This window comes from Plantactinospora sp. KLBMP9567, from assembly GCF_033446045.1.
In the GTDB taxonomy this organism is placed as follows: domain Bacteria; phylum Actinomycetota; class Actinomycetes; order Mycobacteriales; family Micromonosporaceae; genus Plantactinospora.
The window spans coordinates 1-22,032 of the sequence record NZ_JAWQRR010000032.1 but is presented as its reverse complement, the minus strand read 5'-3'; the positions used below and the strand labels follow the sequence as shown (position 1 = coordinate 22,032).

The window sequence follows — 22,032 nt, the reverse complement described above, 5'->3', positions numbered from 1 at the left end:
ACAGCCACGTGGCGGCTCGATTCCGGCCCGGACGCCGGATCAAGGGCTGCGGCATCATGACGTCGCGGGCAGGTAGCATGCTGCGGTGCCGACCGACATCTACGGCTTCCTCGAGGTCCGTCGCCCCCACTTTGACGGCAGCTCAAATCCGTGGATCTGCCTGATGGATCTCGCTCCGCTCCATGACGGCATGGACTACGCGGCGCTCGGTTGCCTGTTCGGGGTGAGGAACTGGCTCTCCTGGGAGCCGGTCGCGGCCGACCGCGGTCTGCCGCCCGACGTGTCGGCTTCCGTCCGGGACGATTACGAGAAGTGGTCACGGCTGGACGGAGCTGTCCATGGCGCCACCTGGGTTTCCTGGACCGAACTTCGTGACCTCGACCTGTCGGTCCCCGCACCTGGTCGCGGCGTGTTGGAGATCCAGGAAGGACCACGGGCAGGCCATCCCGACTACGACCGGTGGCCCGCCGGAAACCCCGAGTGGTACGGCCTTCGCCAACGAATCCGGGTAGACGACGACTGGCCCGACGACGTCGTCGAGACGTACGGCGTCCCGCCGGTCGGCATCACACCGGTTGAGGCGTCGCCGGGGTGTTGGGCAACCGCCGGCACCAGATTCCAGTACGACTCACCAACGCGGCAGGACTTCATCGGACCGGAAACCGGCTGGGAACACGTCTTCGCTGTGATGCGCGCGCTCGGCCAGCGCTTCGGCGACGATGGGGTACGTCTGGTCGTCTGGTTCGACTAGCCGGGTCTCAGAGAGTGTTGTGTAACTGACCGAGTACCTGAGGTTCTCGGTCCTGGAAGCCTACTGGCTCAATGGAACGCGGCGTGTCGATCGCGTCGGGAGTAAGACTGCCGTGTAGCTACGTGCTGCAACGCCATGTGTTGAACGCCAGAACTGCGCCGAGTGGGAACCCGCCACGGTCAACCAATTAGCGGTTACGTGACCGGCCCTTTTTGCGGCCAAGTGCGACCAGGTCCGAGATGTCGACTGGTGACCAAGCGACCTCCCGCTCGGCCCAGTGCCCGACGGCCTCAGCGAAGGAGCCACCGAAGCCGTGGACTTCTTGCTCACGCATGCGGTCGAGCTTGGCAACGGCCAGCGCCTCAAGCTGGGGGTCCGATGCGCTACGAGCGAGGATCATCGCCTGTACGAGTCCGGCGGCCCCACCGCTCCAACGCGTAGCCTCCACACCATCCCGAACCATCAGCGAGGAGGTCGGTGCTTCATCACCCGCCAGCAGGATTAGGCCGAGGTCGTGACGGTCACGCAGGAACCACAGCATGATTGGAGCAAAGCGCCGTACGTCCTCGATCAGGGCTGGGTCCAAGCCCCCGCCGCTCACCGGCCAGGGATAATTGGTCCAGTTTCGGCTGTGCTTGCCGTCGCTGCCGCCGACCAGATTGTCGTCGATTCTGTAGCGCGTCCAGCAGGCTGCGGAATCGGGGCGCCCCAACTCCTCATCGCCGACATCGACCTGCCACCGCAGTTCGCCTGGCGCTCCGGCATATACCGTGAGTTTGCGGATCAGCCCCGAGTCGACGTATGTCAAGCCGCCCGTCCGGCTACGGTCGATCACGGCGCCTTCCGGGAGGCCGCATTGCCTGGTTAGCTCCCGCAGCACTCGGTCGCGCGCCCATCGCCCTTGCTTCGACATGATCCGCCTGTCGTCTCGGCGAGCCTCGTGACGCGAGGAAACACGGCGCGTCGGTGCGTCGGAAAGGTCATCCCCGTCAAGATCGCGTGGTTGTGGACAGCATCAATACTGGCGGGGATGACGCCCGCCGAGCCTACCCCTGCGCGCTGACTGACGCGATGTGGCAGGTGGTGTCGGCGCACCTGCCGGTACGGGACGCGGCTAAGGGTGGGCGGCCGCTCAAGTACGGCCACCGGTTGACCATCGACACGATCCTGTACGTGCTGGTCTCCGGCTGCGCGTGGCGGCTCGTCCCGCACGATCTGGCCCCGTGGCACGCCGCCTACCGCTGGTTTCGGCTCTGGAGCGGGTTGGGGGTGTGGGACGACATCCACGACGCGCTGCGCGACCAGGTGCGTCAGGCAGAGGGCCGCGACCCAGCGCCGACCGCGGCGGTGCTGGACTCCCAATCGGCCAAGTCCGCCTGCGGCGGTGAGCAGATCGGATACGACACAGGCAAGAAAGTACGGGGCCGCAAGCGGCACCTGCTGGTCGACACGTGCGGGCTGCTGCTGGTCTGCGTGGTGCACTCCGCCTCGGTACAAGACCGGGCCGGGGCCAGGCTGGTGCTGTACTCCATCGACCAGCAGTACCCGTCCATCGGGCTGATCTGGCTGGACGGCGGGTACGCCAACAGCGTCGACGCCAGCCTCATCGACTGGGCCGACCACGAGCTGGATGTCCGGCTGGAAGTCGTCAAACGTAACGACGACGTCAAAGGCTTTCACGTCCTGCCTCGCAGGTGGGTCGTCGAGCGCACCTTGGGCTGGCTGACCCGCTGCCGCCGGCTATGCCGCGACTACGAACGCACCACCGCGCACGCCGAGGACTTCATCAAGATCGCGATGATCCGGCTGATGGCCGCCCGGCTGGCCGGGCAGCAGACCTGCTATCGCGGAATCCGTACGGCGGCAGCATGACCGTACGTCATTTCTAAGTTACACAACACTCTCTCAGGGTCGGGTTGTAGCCACTCGTCAATCGCGGCGATGTGCAGGATTGCCAGATGACGTACGGCGAGTTTGCTGCCCCCATGGCTGTCATGCCGGTGATACCCGGGGTTCGGTGATCATCTGGTAGAGCTTGCGGGCGATGTAGCGCTTGAAGCATCGGATGGCCTCGCGGCGGGTCTTGCCTTCGCTGGTGCGTCGTTCGACGTAGGCGCGTGCGCGAGTGTCCCCAGCGGAGCCGGGCGATCACGAGGATGTAACGGGCAGAGTTGGCTCGTCTGTCGCCGCCGCTGCTGAGGCGGCGGCGTTGGGTCATGCCGGAGGTGGCTCCGATGGGGCTGACGCCGCAGAGGACGACGAACGCCGCTTCGGTGTTGAGGCGGTCAGGGTTGTCGCCGTGTACCGGCCCAGCGCCGGCAAGGTGCGTGGCTCGGGTCGACGGCCAGGAGCAGCGCGCTGGCGGTGTCTGGTCCGACGTCGTAGCGTTCACCCCGCCCCTGAAACACGGCTAGCGGGTGCAGGCGTGCGGACGTCCGGACATGCCGAGAACGGTGCGCGTGGTCCTGGTGAGGTCACCGCTTGGCCTCGCACGCCGATGGCCTGGTATTGCAACGGCGGTCGGGCCGTCAGCGGGCGTAACGGGGCTCGTTGAGCCGGTGGCGGAACTCTGCGTGAGCGGTCTGGAAGACGTCGTTGAGCCGCTCGAGTTCGGACTCGGTCGGCTCCCGCCGCAGCCCGACATCGATCTTGAATTCGCCGTCTACGATCGCCACGCTGAGACGGTCGAGCAGGTCCGCGGGAAGTCTGGTGATGACGAACTCGCGGAACGCGTCGGCGATCGTGCCCGCCATGTCGCCACACCCGCAGGTGCGGCCGTCCAGGACCGCACCGAGGTGGCTGCGGCCGATGATCGCGTCCGGGTGTACGGGATCCATGACGGTCAGGCCCTCCTCCAGGACCGTACGGGCCTCCGACAGCCGCGCCTCATGCTGGAGGAACAGACCGAGAGCGACGCAGGCGCGCCCGACCGTGTCGTAGTCGGTGCCTCGGCGCGCCTGGCTCACTGCCTCGGTCAGCCGTTGCTCCGCCAGGCCCACCAGGCCTGCCTCCTTCAGCGCGAGGCCCCAGTTGCGCAGCACCTGGCTCCGCAGCTCCGGACGACCGATGCGCTCGGCCCTCGCGTGCGCCGACTCGTACGTACGTAGCGCCGCCTCGGCATCGCCGGCTTCGTCCTGGGCCATCGCCAAGCCGAGCGCTGCCATCAGCGCCTCTTCCTGCCGGCCCTGGCGGTCGTACGAAGCGAGCACGCGCTCGATCGCATCAACCCGCCCCACCTGGTCACCGAGATCACGGCCGAGGTTCGCCAGCGCGGACAAGGTGTTGAGCGTCGCCTGGTGGTCAATGCCCAGCCGCTCCTCCAGAGCGGCGACCAAGGAGGTGAGCAGGGCCTTGGACGCTCGATCGTCGTGGTCCAGCATCTGGGTGACGGCTCGCCCGAACTGCTCGACGACCTCGTCCGGCAGTTGGTGCAGGCCCCCGAAGAGCGGCTCGCCGGTGCCACCGGCCTGCACAATCGCCGCTCGCAGCGCCAACGCGGAGGCCACCCGCTCGTGCCCGTTGCGCCACAGGTTGGCCACCGCCTCCTCGACGACTTGCCGCGCCTGCGCCACGTCGCCACGCTGCCGCAGCAGGTCCGCTAATGGTTCGAGACCGAACGCGTACCCGGCATGCTCGCGACCGTAGAAGGCGAGCCGCTCCTGAACGCCCTGACGCAACTCCGTCTCCGCCTCGTCGAGTCGTCCGACCATGCGCAGCGCCAGGCCCAGATTGAGTCGGTAGGTCAACTGGTCCTTGCGGGACTCGTGATCGCGCGGCGCCGCGGAGACGGCCCGGCGGAAGCACTCGATCGCGCGGTCGAGTTGACCGGCGTTGAGGAGCACATTGCCGAGGTCGCACTGGGCCGAGGCCCATTCCGGGCTGCCGTGACCGTGGTTGTCCGCCGCGGCCTGTAGCTCGCGCGTCATGAGGTTCTCGGCGTCGCCCATGCGGCCCTCCCGCAACAGCCCGAAGGCCACGTCGACCGGGGTGGGATGTGTCGTCACGAGCCGGAAGTTTACGGCCGCCCGCCTGGTGGCGTTCGCGCACCGATGGGCTCGCCTCGAACGAGGCTTTGACCATGCTGAACCGCCTGTGCCTCGGACCGCGGGTTAACTGCGGTCAGTCGCGGAATCCCGAGTTTGTGACGGCCGGGCGACGCCGGCCGTACGCGGACAAGCTGCGCGACTACTGTGAGTCTGCGTGGTAGCGCCATCGGCGGGCATCTCGGGGGTAACTGACCAGGCTGTGAGTGGCGTGGCGGCATGATCCTGGTCCTGCCGGTCGTGTGGATATGCCACTCCTGAACACGCAGGTCATGCCGCTTCGACCGATCTCGCCCACGTCGGTGGCTCCTCACGACCCACCAGCCAAGATCCACACACCTGCCTTGGCTGTTCAGCGCGCCGGACGGCGGAGCCAGCGGCGGAGTGTGCGTGGTGGGTCGAGGTGGCCGCCGGCGTACAGCCAGGACTCGAAGCGGTCGAGGTCGGCGCGGAACGAGGAGTCGACCGGTTTCGGGTGGTCGAGCGCCCAGGTGTCGAACAGTGGCCGGAATTCCGTGCCGAGCCGTTCAGCCAGGTCGGGGCGGATCCTGGCCGCGACCGACCGGCGTTTGGACTGGAGCGACCGGGCCTCGACCGCGACCCGGTACGCGTCGAAGCCGGCCGGCACTTGGCCGCCGGCCAGCAGCGCACGAAGGAGTTCCCGCTGCCGTGCGGCCAGTTTGTCCCGCTCTGTCACGGGGTTCCGCCGCCGCAGCCACCGCCACCGCTGTCGCTGCTCGATGTCGGCGGGCCGTAGTAGTAGTTGTAGGTTTCCCGCTGGCGACCTCGGCCCTTACTCTTGGGCGGGGTGGCCGACGCGACGAGCGTCGCGCGTAGCTCCTCGTCCGGGTAGGCAGCCATCCCGTACACCGCGACTCGGTCGGCCCCGTCGAGCTGGCGGGCGGCCAGCGTCACCACCGGGTTCCTGCCCGCGAGCGGGCGGGAAGCGGCCAGACCCCGATATAGAACGTCGAGATGATCGCCATGCTGACGATGAGCTGGATGAGCAGGTAACCGACCGGGTAGCCGTCGGTGATGGCATCGACCAGGCGGGCCACGCCGACCGCGAGCACCAGGCACAGCAGCGCCAGCGAGGCGTACTTGGCGAGCGCCCGCTCCCGCGGCGACCGGGAGCGCTGACCGGCGGCCACACGTTCGGAAAGCGCCCGAACCTGGGGCATCGCCTTGAGCCGACGCCGCAGCGCGTGGACCTTCGTCGGCTGCTGCCGGACGACCTCGTAGACGTCCCGGTCGATCGGGTGGTCGGAGGCCGGGTCACCCGGTGCGGACAGCACGCCCTTGCGGTTCACCCTGAGCCGTTCACTGTGGACGAGCCGGGCGGCGGCAGCGTCGACCGCCCGATCGGTACCACCAGCGAGGAAGGCCACCTCCGCATACTCCACAGTGGGCGGCAGCTCGGCCTGCGCGGTCCGGTTGGCCCAGCGGCGGGCGTACCCCGCCACGGCCAGGCCGGCGATCACGGCGAGCGGGTAGAGCAGCAGGAACTGCGGGCCCGAGATACCCCACGGCTGCATCAGGACTCCTTGGCGGCGGTGATGACGGCACGGATCGCGGCGAGTTCGGCGGCCAGATCGGCGTCCGGTGGGTAGTCATCGTCGCGTTCCAGCATGACCCCGGGCGGGTTGACCCGAGCGCACAACGCGGCGAGGGTGTCCAGCACCTGCGGCGGCACGGCGTGCGCGTGCGTGTCGTGGTAGAGCCCGTCGTGGGTGACGCCGCCCGCGACGTGCACGTAGGCCAGCCTCTCCAGCGGCAACTCGTCGAGGAAGGTCTCCGGCGAGGTGCCGAGGTTGATCGCGTTCGCGTACAGGTTGGCCACGTCGACCAGCAGCCAGCAGTCGGTGCGCTCGACCAGGTCGGCCAGGAACTGTCCCTCGGTCAGGTCGTTGTCCGGCCAGTCGAGCAGCGCCGCGATGTTTTCCAGCGCCAACGGCACCGGCAGCTCCGCCTGCACCTGGTTCACGTTGTCCACCAGCACCTCCAGCGCGTCACGGGTGCGCGGCACCGGCAGCAGGTGCCCGGAGTCGAGCCCGCCGGCGCGGCTGAAGGCCACGTGTTCGCTGACCAACGGCGCGTCCACCGCCTCCGCCACGGCGGCCAGGTGCGCGACCCGCGTGTGGTCCACCGGCTCCGCCCCGCCGAGCGACAGCGACACCGCGTGCGCGATCACCGGCACCCCACGTTCACGCAGCACCGTCAGCGACACCGGCAGCGGGCCCCGGTGGATGTTCTCCGCCAGCACCTCCACGAAGTCGACACCGGGCAGCCGCTCCACCGTCAGGTCGATCTCCGGCCGCCAGCCGATCCCGACTCCGAGTCTCGGCCCTGTCACGGTGCCACCTCCACCGAACCCGCTGTCGTCCGACAAGCCCGGTCCACGGCGAACGTCAGGGGGTACCGCCGCCACAGCCACCGCCGCCCGACGAGTGGTCGCTGGAGGACGCGGTGTGGTTGTGCGTGTAGGTGCTGCCGCCGGACGAGCCGGTGTACACGAACGAGTCGAACGAGCCCGCGGACGCGTAGCTCCACGCGCCGCCGGCGAACGCCACGGCCGCGCCGTCGGTCAGTGCCCTGGAGAGCTCCCTGTCCGGGTAGGCGTGCGGGCCGCTCACCGCCACCCGCTCCAGCGGATCCGCCGCCTGGCCTCTCGCCGTGATCTCGGCCACCACCCGGTCGCCGTGCACCGTCCGGGCCCTGGGGGCGGACGTGAGCCGGGTACTCAGGTACACGCTGGCCATGAATGCCGCGGCGAGCAGGAAGCTCAGATAGCCGGTGGGCAGGCCGTTGGCGATCCCGTTGATCCAGCGAGCCAGGCCGATCACGAACAGCAGGTACAGCAAGACCGGAGCGAGCCGTCGTGCCCGGACCGCGCGGGCCGGCGCGACGAGCAGACCTCGGCGGACCAGTGACTCGCCGATCTCGGTCACCACCGGTTTGACCGCAAGCCTCTCGGCCACCGTCGCGACCTTCTGCGGTGCGGTGAGTTCGGCGAGCACCGCGTCGTCGAGCGGGCGCCCGGTCGGCTCGCCGTCCGCCGTGGCGGTCAGGATGCCGCGACGGTCGACTCTGACGTCACCGGCGTCGACCAGCCGGACGACGCCGACCTGGACCGCGTGCCGCGGCCCGCCCGCGAGGAAGCCCAACTCCTCGGGAGCCGGCGGATCGGGCGGCCCGGCAGGCCGTGGCCTGCGCACCGCCATGCGCACCCCAACCGCCACGGCAAGCCCCACGACAAGGCCGGTGGAGTACAGCCAGAGGAACTCCGGCCCCGACAGTCCCCACGGATGCATCGCCTACCCCTCTCCCCGCGCTTGGCGAACATTGTCTCTGGTGTGATCAGCGGCGCCCACGAAGGGCTCGGCCATGGCCGAGCCGCATCTCCACGCGGTCGCCGTGCACCGTGCCTCAGGGTGCATAACTGCTTAGGTGCGGGTGGCTGGCCGGCCGCACTGTGGCGCTCGGGCCTCGGCAACCTCGACGGTGACGGGCTGTAGGTCCTGCCCGGCGGAGCCACCGTCTAGCAGGAGGTCCACCGCCGGTTCGCCGCGGCGCGGACGATCTGGTTGGATCGGCAATCATGCAGATGGTGGAACGCCCATGGGGGATCACCGCGTTCGGCGCCGCGAGTGTGAAAGCGGTCCCGGATCTGGTGCGGGTGCGGTTCAAGGTCGTACGTGTGGAGCAAACCCCGAACGCCGCGTTCGAAGCGGCCCGCGCCGCCGTACGGGCCGTGCGTGGCGCGCTACGGGCACATGGGATCAGCGATGCGGCGGTCGAGGGTTCGCGGTTGGACCTAAAGACCGCTACCGAGTACCTGGACGGCACACGCAAGTTCGTCGGCTACCAGTGCCAAGCTGCCTTTGCGGTCGAGTCTCGCACGCTGGACGACGTTGAGCCGCTGCTCGTCGATGTCGTCGCAGCCGGCGCCAACGAGATCGAGGGCGTCGACTTCGATGTCGTCGCCAAGCGTGAACTGCGGGCCGAGGCCCGGCGCAAGGCGGTCGCCGCAGCCCGCGCGAAGGCCGACCTCTACGCCGAAGCGGCCGGCGTCCGCGTCGGCGCGGTCCTGCACGTCGAGGACGTCGACCCGGAACAGCCCGGCACTGCCCGCTACCGCAGCCACGCCGAGGCTGCCGCCACCACAGCCCAGGACCTCGCCCCGGGCCACATCGTCGTGTCTGCCGCCGTGATCCTCGGCTACGCCGTGGCCCGCGACTGAAACCTTCGCTCGCCGCCCCGTCCGGTTGGAAGTGTCGAACTGTTCGCACGTTCGACGCCGGCTCGTACGACATGTCGCATCGTGGCGGGGCGACGGAGTAGGGCGGCGGCGCGCAAGGGCTTGCTCGATCGGACACCGCAGAAGCGCGCCAGCGTCGATGGACCCCGAGGCACCGGGGCGCACGGTCGTGCTGAGAGTAGCGCTCACTCGGTAAGGCACCGCGGATGTCTTGCAGTGGGTGTAGTAGGGGCACCAGCACGGTAGTCGCGACCGTCAGTGTCGCAGCGGTTACTAGGCTAGTCGGTTCCGGCGGACCAGCGGTCGACGATCGCCCCGGCCACGCCGACTCCCGCAGCCCCGCCCAGAGCGGTCGAGGCGCCGAGCCAGGCAAACGCCTCGGTGTCGCTGCCGTTCTGGGTCCGCAACGCCACCAGGCGGGCCAGGTCGGTCGGTGCGGGCGCGACCCCGACGCCGGCAAGAACCATGAGGGTACACATCGTTACCACGTTGCCTGCCAGGAGCGGCGACGTGAAGCCGAGACCTACGGCTGGCAGGAGCAGCAGGGAATGCCCGCCGGGTGAGCCCGACCAGTCCGGCTGCCGTAGATCAGGACAGCCGCGAACAACAGTCTCCTACGGCTTTCCTGAGTAGGGCTGGATAAGCGGCCTGCGACAGTCGGCACGAAGACGAATGCACCGATGGGCATCAATGTGGAGCACCCGAGCAGTGCGACGCTCGGGGCTGCGATCGCGGCGGCGAGGCAAGCCGTCGTAGGGCCGACGATGAACAGCACTTCGGTGGCTACCGGGTCCAGGCTCAGCGCGGCGGTGTGTGCGCTGCGGTAGAACGCAGACGATGACGGCGCGTAGTGAGGCACCCAGCGCGAGCAAAAGCAGTGGCGCGGCCGGGCCCCAATCGAGAAGATCGATCGCGTGCTTGCCGAACTCTGGCCCCAATATGGCCTCACGATAACCACGCCACGCCTGAAACTACGCCTGCCCCACGAGACCGAGCTGGCCAAAATCGCTCACCTAGCCGGCGCCGGGGTTCACCACCCGGCCGAGCGTCCCTTCCTCACTCCCTGGACCGACGGCAGCTACGAAGACCGCGCACGGGCCGTACTTCAGGGCCACTGGAAAGGCCTCGCGACATGGCAGACGACGGCATGGCAACTCGGGTTGGGAGTCTTCCACGCGGACGAGCCGATCGGCCTGGTCAACCTTCGAGCACGCGACTTCCCGGTCGTTCGCGAGGTCACTACCTCAGCCTGGCTCGGCATCGAACACCAGCGCAAAGGCTACGGAACCGAGGCCCGCCTAGGCCTGCTCACCCTGGCCTTCGAGCACCTCGGCGCCAACGCGGCACTCACCGAAGTGTTCCAGGACAACCACTCCTCCCAAGGCGTGTCCCGCAAACTCGGCTACGAACACGACGGCATCTCCGTCGACGCCCGCGGCAGCGAAGCCGTCATATCCGACCGCCTTCGGCTGACGCGACAGAAGTGGGCCACACAACAACGGCCCGCAGTGACGATCGAGGGATGGCCAGCCTGCAAGACCATCTTCGGTCTCTGACCACGCAACGACCGCCCGAGTCACATAGCCTCTGCAAGATCAGTCGTACCTCTACACTACAACGAGTACCCGGACAACCCGCAAGACCGACGTGGCGGACGCCGCCAGCGTCGCCCACGCCGCCATACGACACAACGGCTGCGCCAGGTCGTCGCCGACGACCACCAGACCCGACTGCGACTGCTCTCCGAACGCCACGACGACCTGGACCGGCGCCTGCACACCAACCAGACCCAGATCCGACAGGTCCCCGGGGCGAGACGCACTCCACCATCATCGACATCCGCGGCGTCGGACACGTCATCGCTGCCAAGATCCTCGGCCACGTCCGGTGAGATCACCCGCTTCTCGACCGCCGACCACCTCGCCAGCTACGCCGGCACCTCGCCACTCGAAGCCGCCAGCGGCGAACGCCGCCGCCACCGACTCGGCCCCACCGGCAACCGGCAACTCAACCCGCCCTACACGCCATCGCGCTCGTCCAAGCCCGCGATCCAGGCCTCGGCCGCGTCTACTACCAGCGCAAACTCAACGAAGGGAAACGCCCGCCGAGCCCTCAAACGACGCCTCACCCCGGCCCCCTCGACCCAGCCTGGCCGGGCTGCGGTCGTAGATCCGGCTAAACAAGTAGCAGCCGGCCGTGCGCGCTGGCATCTCGACACACCGGTCACGCTGCGTCGAGGTCGGCCTCGGTGCGGCTCCCTTGTGGACATGCCGAGTTGAACGCGTTGACACTCCCGCGCCTCCCTCTTACGGGGGAGTCGAACCCACCCGGGACGGGAGGCATGATCGTGCTGACCTCATAAGGGTACTGGTATGCCCGTCGTCAGGAGTCCTTGCTGGGCACACGGCGCCTTGGCATGGTTGATCTTCTTAATTGCGTCCCATTTGCCCTTGTGCTCTTTCCGGAGACGATCCGACCGGTGACGGCCCCTGGGGCATGACCGCTTACGTAATCCTCAACGTTGTACTCATCTCAATGTCGACCGTTGGGGCAGCCGTCGTTGTAGCCACGGTCCGCCCGTGGGCTCGAAATCTCCCGCAGTGGTTACTCCTGACGCCGCTGTGGTTTGGGAGCATGCTGCTTGTCCTCCGGGGTGTTCCAGGGATGGCCGAAAATCTGCTGATGGTCACGGGTATCCGTCGCGGCGGCTTTCTGCGGCCCAGGACGTCTCCACGGGTGAGTTCTGGGCCGGCCTCGGAAATCAACACCTACTTCTTCACAGGGGCGGTGCTGCTGGTTGCGACGCCCGTCTCCTACGCCGGCCCCTCGCAGGAAGGCGGGCAGGAGAGACCACCGGACCTGTCTGAGTCTCCTCGACGGCCGCCGAGCGTGTGCACGCACCGACCGATGGTCCGATCGTCGCTGTACGTAAACATGCGTCGTCGGGGTGGACACTGCCAGTGCACGCACGTGCCGAGGTCAGTGCACTACCACAACGCGGGCTACCCGGATGGCCGGTCGCCTCGGGTAGGCGGCCGGCCATCCGGTTCGGGACTACCTCACGACCCCACAGGGGTAGCTCAGTGCCAGACGCGGAACTTCACTGTCTGAATGACGGGGTCGATGTAGTCGATGGCATAGATCACGATGTAGCGGGCGTTGTTGGGCACATCGCGGGCCAATACCGTACGGTGCCGGCCACACGCGGTGACCGGATCCGTGTAGGTAAGGGAGCCGTCGACGAACGGCCAGAACCCGAGCAGGAAGGTCTGGCACCGGTCGGTCGGATTGGCCGGATCCTGGATGTGGGAGACGCTGATCGTTGAGCAGCGGGAGTTCGGCGTCGTCAGTTCCTCACTGCCGACCCGGCCGGCCTCGTAAAATCCGGGCTCGGGCCGGATCGGCACACACCGGTCGGCGTTCCTCCCGACGGTGCGGTGGGCGGTGGCCGCAGTCGTGTCGGCCGTTGTGGCCACGTTGCTCGCGGTCGCCGGACCGGTACTGGCCGCCAGCGCTCCGGTAGCCAGCGCTGAGGCGAGCAACACGGCGACGGTGACGCGTACGGCGGCGCCGCGATGGCGGGTGCGGGGGGTTGGTGGTTGATGCATGGCGGACTCCGTATCCTGAGTTCCTGGATGGTTGTCAACCAGTTGGTCCTGCGGCCAGTGACTGCGGTTCGCCTGTGTCGCGGGATTGACAGTCCGCACGGGCCGCTCCACCCGACGCACCTGTCGTCGACTCGCTGCAGTCGCGGCGATACGCGGCAAGGGCTCGACTGGACGTTACGCAGCGTCACAGGCATTGATCAAGCCAATGTCCGGTCGTGCCGAGAGTAGTACGTCGATCATGAGCCGATGTACTCCTGGCAGGTTGGCATTAGTCGATTGATCGTGGTCCTTGGTCGCCCCAGGGTCGCCGGACTATGGGATCGAACGTTTTGGGGCCGGCCGACTGGCTTGAGTAGGGCCAGGTCGTTGCCGAGTTAGTCGCTCCGGGCGGCATCTGCTACGTGGTCGAGGGTCATCCGTTGGTCCATTTTGTGGGGATGACGGCCGGACCCTGCGCGGGGACTATTCAGCCCGGACGTGATCATCCTGGACGAGAGCACGTACGCCGACCCGAGTGCACCGCTGGCATCGTCAGCCAGCGTCGAATGGATGGGGTAGTCGCGGTAGCCGTTTGCCGATCGGAGCTGGCACCCTGCGGCGCCGACCGACAACTACGGCTTCCTCGAGGTCCGTCAGTCCGCCACTGGCCGATGAACGCGTTGACGTTCGGACGGGCTCGACCTCGACAGCGCCAGGAATGACTTCCAACCGGGTTCGTCGAGCCCCGCTCGCATGACCACACCACGTTGACGACGTCGCCGTCGCGCAGCCCACCGCTCAAAATCAACCCCGGCGGTCATGGCTGGCCAGTTACCCGCCCGCCGGCCGGTCAAAACCTCACGTTTGTCCATGATGTTCGCGGGGTACCACAGCGCGTTATGAGCACGCAGACCATGGGCGTCGAGGAGGAGTTTCTGCTCGTCGACCCGGCGTGCGGGGCGACCGTCCCGGTCGCGGAAAAGGTCGTCGCCCGCGCCTCGGCCGCCGACCTGCCGGCCGGCGCGACCATCCAACGGGAGCTGCGAGACACCCAGGCCGAGGCGGCCACCGGCATATGCGTGACCGCCGCCGAGCTGCGGGCGCATCTCGCCGCGGGCCGCCGGGCGGTGGCCGCCGCCGCACGCGACCACGGCGCTGTCGCGGTGGCGAGCGCCTCGCCGGTATGCGAGTCCGGTGGCGGGGTGCCGTCGACTCTGCCCCGCTTCGCTGCCATCGACGACATGTACGGCGAGGTGACCCGCGACTACGAGGCCTGTGGCTGCCACGTACACGTCGGTGTAGCTGACCGGGACACCGCGGTCGCCGTGGTAAACCACCTCGCCCCCTGGCTGCCCACCCTCCTGGCGCTCTCGGTCAATTCGCCCTTCCACCGGGAGCGGGACACCGGCTACGGCAGCTGGCGGATCGTCCAGCAGTCCCGCTTTCCCGGCTCCGGGCTAGCGCCGTACTTTCGGGATCACGCCGCCTTCCGGGCGGAGGTAGGTCGGCTCGTGGAGTGCGGCACGCTGGCCGACGAGGCGCAGACGTTCTGGTTCGCCCGTCCATCGCCCAAGCTGCCCACCGTGGAGTTCCGGGTCGCCGACACGGCGTCCACGCTGGACGAGGCGGTCCTGCACGCGTTGCTGGGCCGGGCCTTGGTTCGTGTCGCGCTCGCCGACCTCGATCGCGGCCGGGAGGCCGAGCCGGTGCCGACGCAGGTGGCCGCCGCGGCGGTGTGGAATGCCGCGCGTTACGGCCCGACCGGTCCGGGCATCCATCTTGGACTGTTGCGGCGCGTGCCGGCCGCCCACCTGGTGACCGCGCTGCTCGACCATATCCGGGACGCGCTCACCGAAACTGGTGACCTGCGGAACGTACACGCACAGGTCGACCGGCTTCGGTCCGATGGTACCGGCGCCGACCGCCAGCGCCGCGTCGCCGAGTCGGGCGGCCTGCCGGCGGTGGTGACCGAGCTGACACTGCGGGATGAACCCGACGCTCCTGGGTATTCCGAAGCGGCGCACCCCCCGGAGGAACCACATGGCTAGCCACGCTCTCACGCTTCCCGCCACCCGCGGCCCGCTCTCGACGGCCGTCGTGTCTGCCCTGACCGGCGGGGTTGCGCCCAGTTCCGCCGTGAACGGCGCCGACCCGTTCGGCGATGACCTTCAGCTCGCCCTGCATCTTTGCTACGAGCTGCACTACCGCGGTTTCGCCGACGTCGACCCGGAATGGGAATGGGCCCCGGACCTGCTACGGCTTCGCGCCGAACTGGAGGCGGTCTTCCTCGCCGCGTTGGCTGAGCAGGTCGAGGGCGGGACCGACGTGACAGCCGCCCTGGAACCGCTGCTCGTCGAACCGGTGCCCGGCACCGGCGTCAGCCACTTCCTCCGCGACAAGAGCGAATGGTGGCAGATGCGCGAGTACTTCGTCGTGCGCTCCATCTACCACCACAAAGAGGCCGAGCCGCACGCCTGGGTCATCCCCCGCCTCGAGGGGCGGGCCAAGGCCGCCCTTGTCGCAGTGGAATACGACGAGTTCGGTGCCGGCCGGGCCGAACGTATGCATTCCCGCCTCTTCGCCGACCTGCTCACCGCCGCCGACCTGTCACCCGACTACCTGCACTACCTGAACCAGGCGCCGGCGTGTGCCCTCGCCACCGTAAACATGATGTCGCTGTTCGGACTGCACCGACGGTGGCGGGGCGCGTTGGTTGGCCACTTCACCGCCGCCGAGATCACCACCGGTCCCAGCGCGCAGCGGATGGACGAGGCGCTGGCCAGGCTCGGCGCCGCCCCCGCCTGCCGGCTCTTCTACACCGAACACATCGAGGCTGACGCCGTACACGAGCAGGTCATGCGGCACGATGTCTTCGGCGACCTGCTCGACCGCGAACCGGACCTCGCGGCGGACATGGTGTTCGGCATCCAGGCGACCACGCTGCTGGAAGGCCGGCTCGGCGAGCACCTGCTCGGAAGCTGGCGGGCCGGCCGGTCGGCGCTACTCTGACGCCTGGTCCTCAACGTCCACCCGCACCCGGCGGCGGTGGCTGGTGTCGCACAACGGGTAGCGCTTGCTGCGGCGGCACACACATACGGCCACCATGAACCGCTGCGAGCAGACCGTGGTGCCGTCCGGCAGAACCAGCTCCACGGGCCCCTCGACCAGTACCGGCCCGCCGGGCACGACGACCACGCGACGCGGCTCAGCGGTGGCCGGCACGGATCACCACCAGATCCTCGTGACGCTGGCCAGGCCGGACCAAACCGGAATCTTCCAGGTAGGCGGCCTGTGCCCGCATGACCGGGCCGAACGGCACTCGCCGCCGCGCCACCACCGACGCCCGCAGGCCACCCTCACGCAGCATGACGAGCGAACGCTGCACACCGGACACGTGCGACTGCACCAGCAGCACGAAACCCGTGCCGGACAGCAGCCCCGGTGCCGCCGCGCAGAAAGGATCCAACACAGTACGCCCGTCCGGCCCGCCGTCCCAGGCACGCTCGCGCCCGGTCGGCGCCGTAGCTGAGGGACCGGGCACGTAGGGCGGGTTGGCGAGCACCACGTCGTACGGCCCGTCCGCCGACACCCGGCCCGACGCCGCGGACAGCGGCTCCACGAGCGAGCCGCGCCGCGCCCGCACCGGTAGCCCACGCGCCCACGCGTTGAGCCGCACCGATATGACAGCCCGCCGGGAAACGTCCACTGCCGTCACCCCGCCTGCGCCGAGCCGGGCCGCCGTCACCGCCAGTGCCCCGCTGCCGGTACACAGGTCCAGAACCCGCGCGCCGGGCGGGATCGGCGCAGCAGCCGCCGCCTCGGCCAGCAACGCCGTGTCGGCCTGCGGGCGGTACACCCCAGGGAACCGCAGCATCGGGAAACGGAGACCGCCCACGGGCGGGCGTGCGGTGACCGTGGATGCCGTCATGTCCCCTCCAAGATCAGGCCAGCGTGTCCGCCAAGGTTCCCCGATGGCGATGCGCCAAACCCACAGGAGCTGTGTCGAAGTCGATCAGCCGTTTATTGATGGCGCCGAAATGGTCAGCACGAGGTGCTTTCTACAAGGCCTATCTCAAGCTGGGAGTCAAACGACGGGCGGCACTGGGACAGCCCGACCTGGGAGCGCCTCCGAGCTCCCTGTGCCCCGGCGGATCAGCACCAGTCGTTCGGCAGATGCTGACCTCCCGGTCCGGCTCCTAGCCTCACCGACGTGGGAAAGGTCGTCATCCAGCCGGCCGGGGACGGTCGGACCGAGTTGGGCCCGGCATTGGTTGGCGCCAGCGTACGACAGCCCGGGTCGGGCGGGGCGCGGTCGAGGTGCCGCCCGAGATGGACGGCCGGGGCCGCTGGTAGTTGACCCGACGGCCTGTGGCCGGGAGGTCTGGCGCCGGCATGAGAGCCGGGAACGGCGAGGCGGGATCGGACAATCCCGCACCGAGCGGCACTCGGAGCAGTGCCTAGACCAGCAGATGCCACTTGGACGGCGATACCGACTACAGCGCAAGTTGTACGCGTCCAAAGCCGGCAAGGGGATTGCTTCCGTGCCCGACGAGGAGGTGGCCAGGGTCACCTTGCCGAAGGCCGAAGAAGCGGACGATGAACGTCCGATTGGGCTACGGTTAGAACCGGACGATACACGTCCGCTAAGGAGGCGCCCGGTTTGGGCGGTGAATGCGCCGGATGCGCAAGGAGGCTCGACATGAGTGATTTCAAGCGGATTTTCCGGCGACGGGACACGCTGGAGGCGATCGGGAGCATCAAAGAGCACTGGACCCCGAATGTCTGACCTGGACCCCGTCTCTGACGTCCGGGCGGACGCTCGCCGAAACCGACGCCAGCTGATCGTCGCGACACGGGCAGCGATCGCCTCCCGTGGGCTCGACGTGTCGGCTCTGGACATCGCCACGGCGGCGGGCGTGGGAGTGGGCACGTTGTACCGGCGTTTCGGCACCAAGGAAGCTCTGCTCGACGCCGTGGTCCTCGGCCTCTATGACGAGTTGTGCGAGACCGCACAGGCGTCCATCGAGCGCACGGACCCATGGAACGGGCTGGCCGAGTTCGTGATGGAGTTGGCCGGGGCACATCGGGACAGTCGCGGCCTGGCCGAGGTCACCGCAGCCTGCGAAGGGCCGCCGTCCCCCGAGTTGGCGCAGCGGACCGCCGCGTTGCAGGACGCGGTCATCCGGCTGACCGAGCGGGCACACGCCGCCGGTGAGCTGCGTGCCGACGTGACCTGGCAGGACATCATGATCTGCTCGCGCGCGCCGCTGGACATCGACCACTGCCTCGGTGTCGACGCAGGGCCCGACGGGTGGCGTCGAGTCCTCACCATCCTGCTCGACGGCATGCGCGCCCCCGGGCGAACACCTCTTGACGGGCCGGGGCCGCAGATCAGCCAAGCAGGATCACCGGAAACGCCGGCCACGAAGTAGCCCCGGGTTCCTTTAGCCGCAGGCGCAACATCCGCACGCAAGACAGACCCTTCCGGAAGGGAGAAGATATGCATGTCGAAATTTGGTCGGATATATCCTGTCCATGGTGCTTCATCGGCAAAGCCCGATTCAAGAAGGCACTTTCCGCGTTCCTACACCAGGACCGCGTCAAGGTGACACACCGTTCCTTCGAACTCGACCCCCAGCTTGCCCACACCCGCCCGACGACCGGGGCGGCGCATGCGAAGAAGTACGGACTGACTCCGGCCCAGGCCCGGGCGGCCGAGGAGAACCTCGCGGGCATTGCCAGGGAGGACGGACTCGACTACCTCGTCGACTTCCGGGACCACGGCAACACCTTCGACCTACACCGGCTGCTGCACCTGGCCGCGACCCGGGGCCTGCAGGATGAGCTGCTGACGCTGTTCTACCAGGGCAACTTCGCGACGGAGCGGAGCATCTACGACTCCGAGTACCAGGTGGAGATCGCCGTCCGCGCCGGACTCGACGAGGCCGAGGTGCGCGCCGTGCTGGCCGACCGGCGGGCGTACGCCAGCGAGGTACGCAAGGACGAGAGCGAGGCCGCGGAGTTGGGCATCACCAGCGTGCCGTTCTTCGTGATCGACCGCACGTACGGCCTCTCCGGCGCCCAGCCGGTCGAGGCCTTCGCCGAGGTACTGGGACGGGCCTGGGCTGAACGCCGACCGAGCTGACAAGTCCTCGGTGCTGCCGACCAAGCCGGGTGCGACGCAAACGGGTGTGAACTGCCGAGTGTCGCGAGCACCGACGGAGCCACCACACCAGGTATCTGATGAACCACGAGAGGAAGATGTTCGTGCGTGCCGTTGGTCTATATGAGTTCGGCGGGCCGGAGGTGCTGCGGGTCATCGAACTGCCGGAACCGCATGCGGGCCCCGGCGAGGTTCGGGTACGCGTACACGCGGCCTCAGTGAATCCGTCGGACACGCTGCTGCGGTCGGGCGTCCACGCGTCGGCGCTGGCCGGGGTGCCAGGGCCCTACATGCCCGGAATGGACGTCGCGGGTGTGGTCGACGAGATCGGCCCTGGAACGGAGACCGATCTGTCGGTCGGTGACCCGGTGATGGCGATGCTCCTGCCGGTAACCCCGACTCCCGACGGCTCCCTGGAGAACAGCGGTGGCGGTTACGTGGAGTACGTGGTGCGTCCGGCCAGTTGGGTCGTCCGCGCGCCGGCCGGCGCCAGTCATGAAGCGGCGGCGACGCTGCCCATGAACGGGTTGACCGCCTTGCTGGCTCTCGATCAGCTGGCTCTTGCGCCGGGCTCGACCCTGGCTGTGGTCGGGGCCGCCGGAACCCTCGGTAGCTACCTGGTTCAGATGGCCAGCCGCGCCGGGGTGACCGTGGTCGCCGACGCCGCCCCGGCCGACGACGCCCTGGTCCGGGAGTCCGGTGCGGCCATCGTGGTGGCCAGGGGGGCCGGGGTCGTCGACGGTATCCGGGCGCACTTCCCGGACGGTGTGGACGCGGTCGCCGATGTGGCGCTGTTCGGGACGAGGCTGTTCGACGTCGTGCGTGACGGTGGCAGCCTGGTCCGGATCCGCCAGGCCGACGAGCCCGGCGGCTACCAGGCCGAGAGCACCAGGGGCATCAGGGTGTTGACGCCGTTTGTGCCCGAGTACGCCGGCCGGACGGACAAGCTGGACGAGATCCGCCGTCTCGCCGAATCAGACGTGCTCACTCCGCGCGTCGCGAAGGTCCTGCCCGCCGCCGAGGCGCCCGACGCGCACCGCCGATTCGAGGCCGGCGGCGTCCGCGGCCGCCTCGTGCTCACCTTCTGACCCACCCGTCTAACCACCAAGCAAGCAAAGATAGGAGTCAATTTTGTTCACGCGCTTCACGAATAAGGTCATTCTGGTCACCGGTGCCACCTCCGGCATGGGGCGGGCCGTCGCAGAACGGGTCGCCGCCGAGGGCGCGAAGGTCGTCCTGGCGGCACGCGGCAAGAAAGCCGGCGAAGAGTTCCTCGCCGAGCTGCACTCCGCCGGGCGAGAGGCAATCTTCGTGCCGACCGATGTGATAGTCGGCTCCGAAGTGGAGCGGCTGGTCCGGAAAGCGGTCGACCACTACGGCCGGCTCGACGGCGCTTTCAACAATGTCGGCGCGGCCACCGCACACGGTCCGGTCACCGAGGTCGACGACGACGCCTGGGCTGCTGAACTGGCACTCAACCTCAACAGCGTCTTCTTCGGGCTGAAGTACCAGATCCCCGCGCTGCAGGCGTCCGGCGGCGGTGCGATCGTAAACAACGCTTCCAACGCCGCAGTCACCGGCGCAGCCGGCATGGCCGCCTACAGCGCCGCCAAACACGGCGTCATCGGGCTCACCCGGTCAGCGGCGCTCGACACGGCCACGACAGGTGTGCGGATCAACGCGCTTGTCACCGGCGGCGTCGACACCCCGCTCCTACGTGGCGCGATGGGTCCGAACCCGGAGGAGGCCCTCCGTGCCGTCGGTGCCATGCACCCGGTGGGCCGAATCGCGCAGCCTGAAGAGATCGCCGCATTCGCGGCCTTCCTGCTGAGCGAGGAGACCAGGTTCATCACCGGAGCCGCGCTCGCGATCGACGGCGGCCTGACCGCCGCCTGACGAGCCGTCTGCCGATCTTCGGCGCGTGCGACGTCATGACCGACGGAGCCATGGCGTTCCACGCGCCGAAGGGCCTCCGCCGGCATCGCATTGGCAGCAGATGACCGACGCGAAGGCGAGGCATCGGCCACTGAACGTGCCTCGGGAAGGGCCCGCACGACCATCTCGAGCATCCCCGCGTCTCAGGTCACTCGTTGGCATCAGGATCATCTGTCCTGGATCAGCCGCGCTGGTCACGTACGAGGCGCGGTCGTTGAGCAGCCAGGCGGCCGCCTCGGTGATCTGCTGGGCTCAGCCATCCGGCCGCGGTCGACAGCGGCCGGATGCTCGTGCGGTCGGCGAGATCCGGGCGGGACGGCGTCGGCGACACCGCGGTCGGCGCGGACTTCGGTGACGGTCCCGGCTCAGCGTGGTAGGTCCCGCCAGATCCGGAGCCCATCCTTCGAGCTCGGCAGGTTGCACCGGCTGAATGTCACCGAAACCTCGGTCCCCGTCGAGGGCTCGGCACCGCCATTTGGCAAGGACTGCTTTGTGCTGCCACGGACCAAGATCCCTCGAACGTCGTACCGTCGAGGATCGGTCCATCGGAAAACGCCGCATCCCGGCAAAGTGGGGGGTGCCCGCGACCATGTGCCACCGACTTCCATAACAAAAATCTGCTGTGATGTTCCGCTCTCCCCCACTTCGTCACCTGACGTCGAGAAAGTGTTATGAACCGCGCCCGTCGAAAGTCCGTACCCTAAGCGGACTCCGCATTGGTCGGTTTTGGCGTACGCATGCCCGTGCACCTCTTGCCCCGGGGGCTGCGATGCGCCACCCGGCCGGCGAACCCGGGACGTTACGACTTGACGAACGTCATGTTATCGCTCACAGTCGATGGTCAAAGGATGACGACGCCTATGGCTTACCGGGCGAGCCTTGCTTCGTCGCACCTTGGGTCAGGCGTGCGTGACGGCCCACGAACACCTTTGTTAGCGCCCACATACTCGAAGCAGGCGTCCGGCGGTGCGTGGCGGCACACCCCATCTTCGGGCAGACCGTTCGGCTCTTTGGTCATTGGAGGAGGATCATGTTCGTCTTTGGTACGTCTCCATCGATCGCGCCGCCGTCTCGGCGGCGCGGGTGGTTGACGCGGATCGTCGCCGCCGGCGTGACGGCGGTGGTGGTCGGCGGTGCCGCCGCGGTGGTGCTGTCCACGCCCGCCGCCGCGGCGACGGTCGACACGAGCGCGTGGTACGTGTTGGTCAACCGCAACAGTGGCAAGGCGTTGGACGTGTACAACCTGGCCACGAATGACGGTGCGCGGATCGTGCAGTGGGCGCGGAACAACGGCA

Annotated in this window: 24 protein-coding genes; 12 read left to right on the top strand and 12 right to left on the bottom strand. The window is 68.4% G+C overall.

The window, feature by feature from the left end; all coding sequences use genetic code 11:
• Positions 1 to 85 precede the first annotated feature (85 nt).
• Entirely contained in the window at positions 86 to 751 is a 666-nt protein-coding gene (locus R6Y94_RS24270) for a hypothetical protein (protein WP_318398143.1), read from the top strand.
• A 187-nt stretch (positions 752 to 938) separates the two neighbouring features.
• Here the strand turns inward: R6Y94_RS24270 and R6Y94_RS24265 are convergent, their stop codons facing one another.
• Complete coding sequence (locus R6Y94_RS24265; protein ID WP_318398142.1) at positions 939 to 1,586, bottom strand: hypothetical protein; 648 nt, start codon at positions 1,584 to 1,586, stop codon at positions 939 to 941.
• Between the two features lie 131 nt (positions 1,587 to 1,717).
• Here R6Y94_RS24265 and R6Y94_RS24260 point away from each other — a divergent pair, with 131 nt between their 5' ends.
• Complete coding sequence (locus R6Y94_RS24260) at positions 1,718 to 2,623, top strand: IS5 family transposase (protein WP_412102862.1); 906 nt, start codon at positions 1,718 to 1,720, stop codon at positions 2,621 to 2,623.
• Between the two features lie 13 nt (positions 2,624 to 2,636).
• On the opposite strand, the gene R6Y94_RS45280 is transcribed toward R6Y94_RS24260, so the two are convergent.
• The 7 genes from R6Y94_RS45280 to R6Y94_RS24230 all read right to left on the bottom strand — a co-directional run bounded on the left by R6Y94_RS45280 (position 2,637) and on the right by R6Y94_RS24230 (position 8,105).
• Positions 2,637 to 3,143, bottom strand: a complete 507-nt coding sequence (locus R6Y94_RS45280; protein WP_412102861.1) for a transposase — start codon at positions 3,141 to 3,143, stop codon at positions 2,637 to 2,639.
• A 136-nt stretch (positions 3,144 to 3,279) separates the two neighbouring features.
• Positions 3,280 to 4,755 (bottom strand): tetratricopeptide repeat protein, encoded by a 1,476-nt coding sequence (locus R6Y94_RS24255; protein WP_318398141.1) that lies wholly within the window; start codon positions 4,753 to 4,755, stop codon positions 3,280 to 3,282.
• A 391-nt stretch (positions 4,756 to 5,146) separates the two neighbouring features.
• Positions 5,147 to 5,491 (bottom strand): hypothetical protein, encoded by a 345-nt coding sequence (locus R6Y94_RS24250; protein ID WP_318398140.1) that lies wholly within the window; start codon positions 5,489 to 5,491, stop codon positions 5,147 to 5,149.
• Positions 5,488 to 5,709, bottom strand: a complete 222-nt coding sequence (locus R6Y94_RS24245; protein ID WP_318398139.1) for a hypothetical protein — start codon at positions 5,707 to 5,709, stop codon at positions 5,488 to 5,490. Before R6Y94_RS24245 ends, R6Y94_RS24250 begins: the two co-directional genes overlap by 4 nt.
• Complete coding sequence (locus R6Y94_RS24240; protein WP_318398138.1) at positions 5,706 to 6,329, bottom strand: TIGR04222 domain-containing membrane protein; 624 nt, start codon at positions 6,327 to 6,329, stop codon at positions 5,706 to 5,708. The genes R6Y94_RS24245 and R6Y94_RS24240 overlap by 4 nt, the downstream gene beginning before the upstream one ends.
• Complete coding sequence (locus R6Y94_RS24235) at positions 6,329 to 7,147, bottom strand: DUF692 domain-containing protein (protein ID WP_318398137.1); 819 nt, start codon at positions 7,145 to 7,147, stop codon at positions 6,329 to 6,331. The genes R6Y94_RS24240 and R6Y94_RS24235 overlap by 1 nt, the downstream gene beginning before the upstream one ends.
• Before the next feature lie 55 nt (positions 7,148 to 7,202).
• On the bottom strand, positions 7,203 to 8,105 hold the full coding sequence (locus R6Y94_RS24230) for a TIGR04222 domain-containing membrane protein (RefSeq protein WP_318398136.1): 903 nt from the start codon (positions 8,103 to 8,105) through the stop codon (positions 7,203 to 7,205).
• A 287-nt stretch (positions 8,106 to 8,392) separates the two neighbouring features.
• Here R6Y94_RS24230 and R6Y94_RS24225 point away from each other — a divergent pair, with 287 nt between their 5' ends.
• Positions 8,393 to 9,034 carry an SIMPL domain-containing protein gene (locus R6Y94_RS24225; protein ID WP_318398135.1) on the top strand — a complete coding sequence of 214 codons (642 nt, stop codon included), beginning with the start codon at positions 8,393 to 8,395 and terminating at the stop codon, positions 9,032 to 9,034.
• Between the two features lie 296 nt (positions 9,035 to 9,330).
• Here R6Y94_RS24225 and R6Y94_RS24220 read toward each other — a convergent pair whose 3' ends face one another.
• Positions 9,331 to 9,531 (bottom strand): hypothetical protein, encoded by a 201-nt coding sequence (locus tag R6Y94_RS24220; RefSeq protein ID WP_318398134.1) that lies wholly within the window; start codon positions 9,529 to 9,531, stop codon positions 9,331 to 9,333.
• A 435-nt stretch (positions 9,532 to 9,966) separates the two neighbouring features.
• Here R6Y94_RS24220 and R6Y94_RS24215 point away from each other — a divergent pair, with 435 nt between their 5' ends.
• The gene (locus R6Y94_RS24215) at positions 9,967 to 10,608 is read left to right on the top strand and encodes a GNAT family N-acetyltransferase (RefSeq protein WP_318398133.1); all 642 of its coding nucleotides are present in this window, start codon (positions 9,967 to 9,969) and stop codon (positions 10,606 to 10,608) included.
• A gap of 24 nt (positions 10,609 to 10,632) precedes the next feature.
• Complete coding sequence (locus R6Y94_RS24210; protein ID WP_318398153.1) at positions 10,633 to 11,331, top strand: transposase; 699 nt, start codon at positions 10,633 to 10,635, stop codon at positions 11,329 to 11,331.
• 801 nt (positions 11,332 to 12,132) lie between these two features.
• Here the strand turns inward: R6Y94_RS24210 and R6Y94_RS24205 are convergent.
• The gene (locus tag R6Y94_RS24205) at positions 12,133 to 12,771 is read right to left on the bottom strand and encodes a hypothetical protein (protein ID WP_318398132.1); all 639 of its coding nucleotides are present in this window, start codon (positions 12,769 to 12,771) and stop codon (positions 12,133 to 12,135) included.
• A 767-nt stretch (positions 12,772 to 13,538) separates the two neighbouring features.
• On the opposite strand from R6Y94_RS24205, the gene R6Y94_RS24200 reads away from it, so the two are divergent.
• Positions 13,539 to 14,687, top strand: coding sequence for a glutamate--cysteine ligase (locus R6Y94_RS24200; protein WP_318398131.1), 1,149 nt, complete (start codon positions 13,539 to 13,541; stop codon positions 14,685 to 14,687).
• Positions 14,680 to 15,648 (top strand): iron-containing redox enzyme family protein, encoded by a 969-nt coding sequence (locus tag R6Y94_RS24195; protein WP_318398130.1) that lies wholly within the window; start codon positions 14,680 to 14,682, stop codon positions 15,646 to 15,648. The genes R6Y94_RS24200 and R6Y94_RS24195 overlap by 8 nt, the downstream gene beginning before the upstream one ends.
• On the opposite strand, the gene R6Y94_RS24190 is transcribed toward R6Y94_RS24195, so the two are convergent.
• Entirely contained in the window at positions 15,640 to 15,861 is a 222-nt protein-coding gene (locus tag R6Y94_RS24190; protein WP_318398129.1) for a CDGSH iron-sulfur domain-containing protein, read from the bottom strand. The two genes, R6Y94_RS24195 and R6Y94_RS24190, sit on opposite strands and share 9 nt — an antisense overlap.
• Positions 15,845 to 16,468 carry a 50S ribosomal protein L11 methyltransferase gene (locus R6Y94_RS24185; protein ID WP_318398128.1) on the bottom strand — a complete coding sequence of 208 codons (624 nt, stop codon included), beginning with the start codon at positions 16,466 to 16,468 and terminating at the stop codon, positions 15,845 to 15,847. Before R6Y94_RS24185 ends, R6Y94_RS24190 begins: the two co-directional genes overlap by 17 nt.
• Positions 16,469 to 17,417: 949 nt before the next feature.
• Between R6Y94_RS24185 and R6Y94_RS24180 the strand changes: the two genes are divergently transcribed.
• From R6Y94_RS24180 to R6Y94_RS24160, 5 genes are all read left to right on the top strand, one after another.
• On the top strand, positions 17,418 to 18,071 hold the full coding sequence (locus R6Y94_RS24180) for a TetR/AcrR family transcriptional regulator (RefSeq protein ID WP_318398127.1): 654 nt from the start codon (positions 17,418 to 17,420) through the stop codon (positions 18,069 to 18,071).
• A gap of 68 nt (positions 18,072 to 18,139) precedes the next feature.
• Positions 18,140 to 18,784, top strand: coding sequence for a DsbA family oxidoreductase (locus R6Y94_RS24175; protein ID WP_318398126.1), 645 nt, complete (start codon positions 18,140 to 18,142; stop codon positions 18,782 to 18,784).
• Positions 18,785 to 18,882: 98 nt separating this feature from the next.
• Complete coding sequence (locus tag R6Y94_RS24170) at positions 18,883 to 19,890, top strand: NADP-dependent oxidoreductase (protein WP_318398125.1); 1,008 nt, start codon at positions 18,883 to 18,885, stop codon at positions 19,888 to 19,890.
• A gap of 43 nt (positions 19,891 to 19,933) precedes the next feature.
• Positions 19,934 to 20,698, top strand: coding sequence for an SDR family oxidoreductase (locus R6Y94_RS24165; protein ID WP_318398124.1), 765 nt, complete (start codon positions 19,934 to 19,936; stop codon positions 20,696 to 20,698).
• 1,069 nt (positions 20,699 to 21,767) lie between these two features.
• Positions 21,768 to 22,032 (top strand): RICIN domain-containing protein (locus R6Y94_RS24160; protein WP_318398123.1); only part of this gene is annotated, 265 nt, incomplete at its 3' end.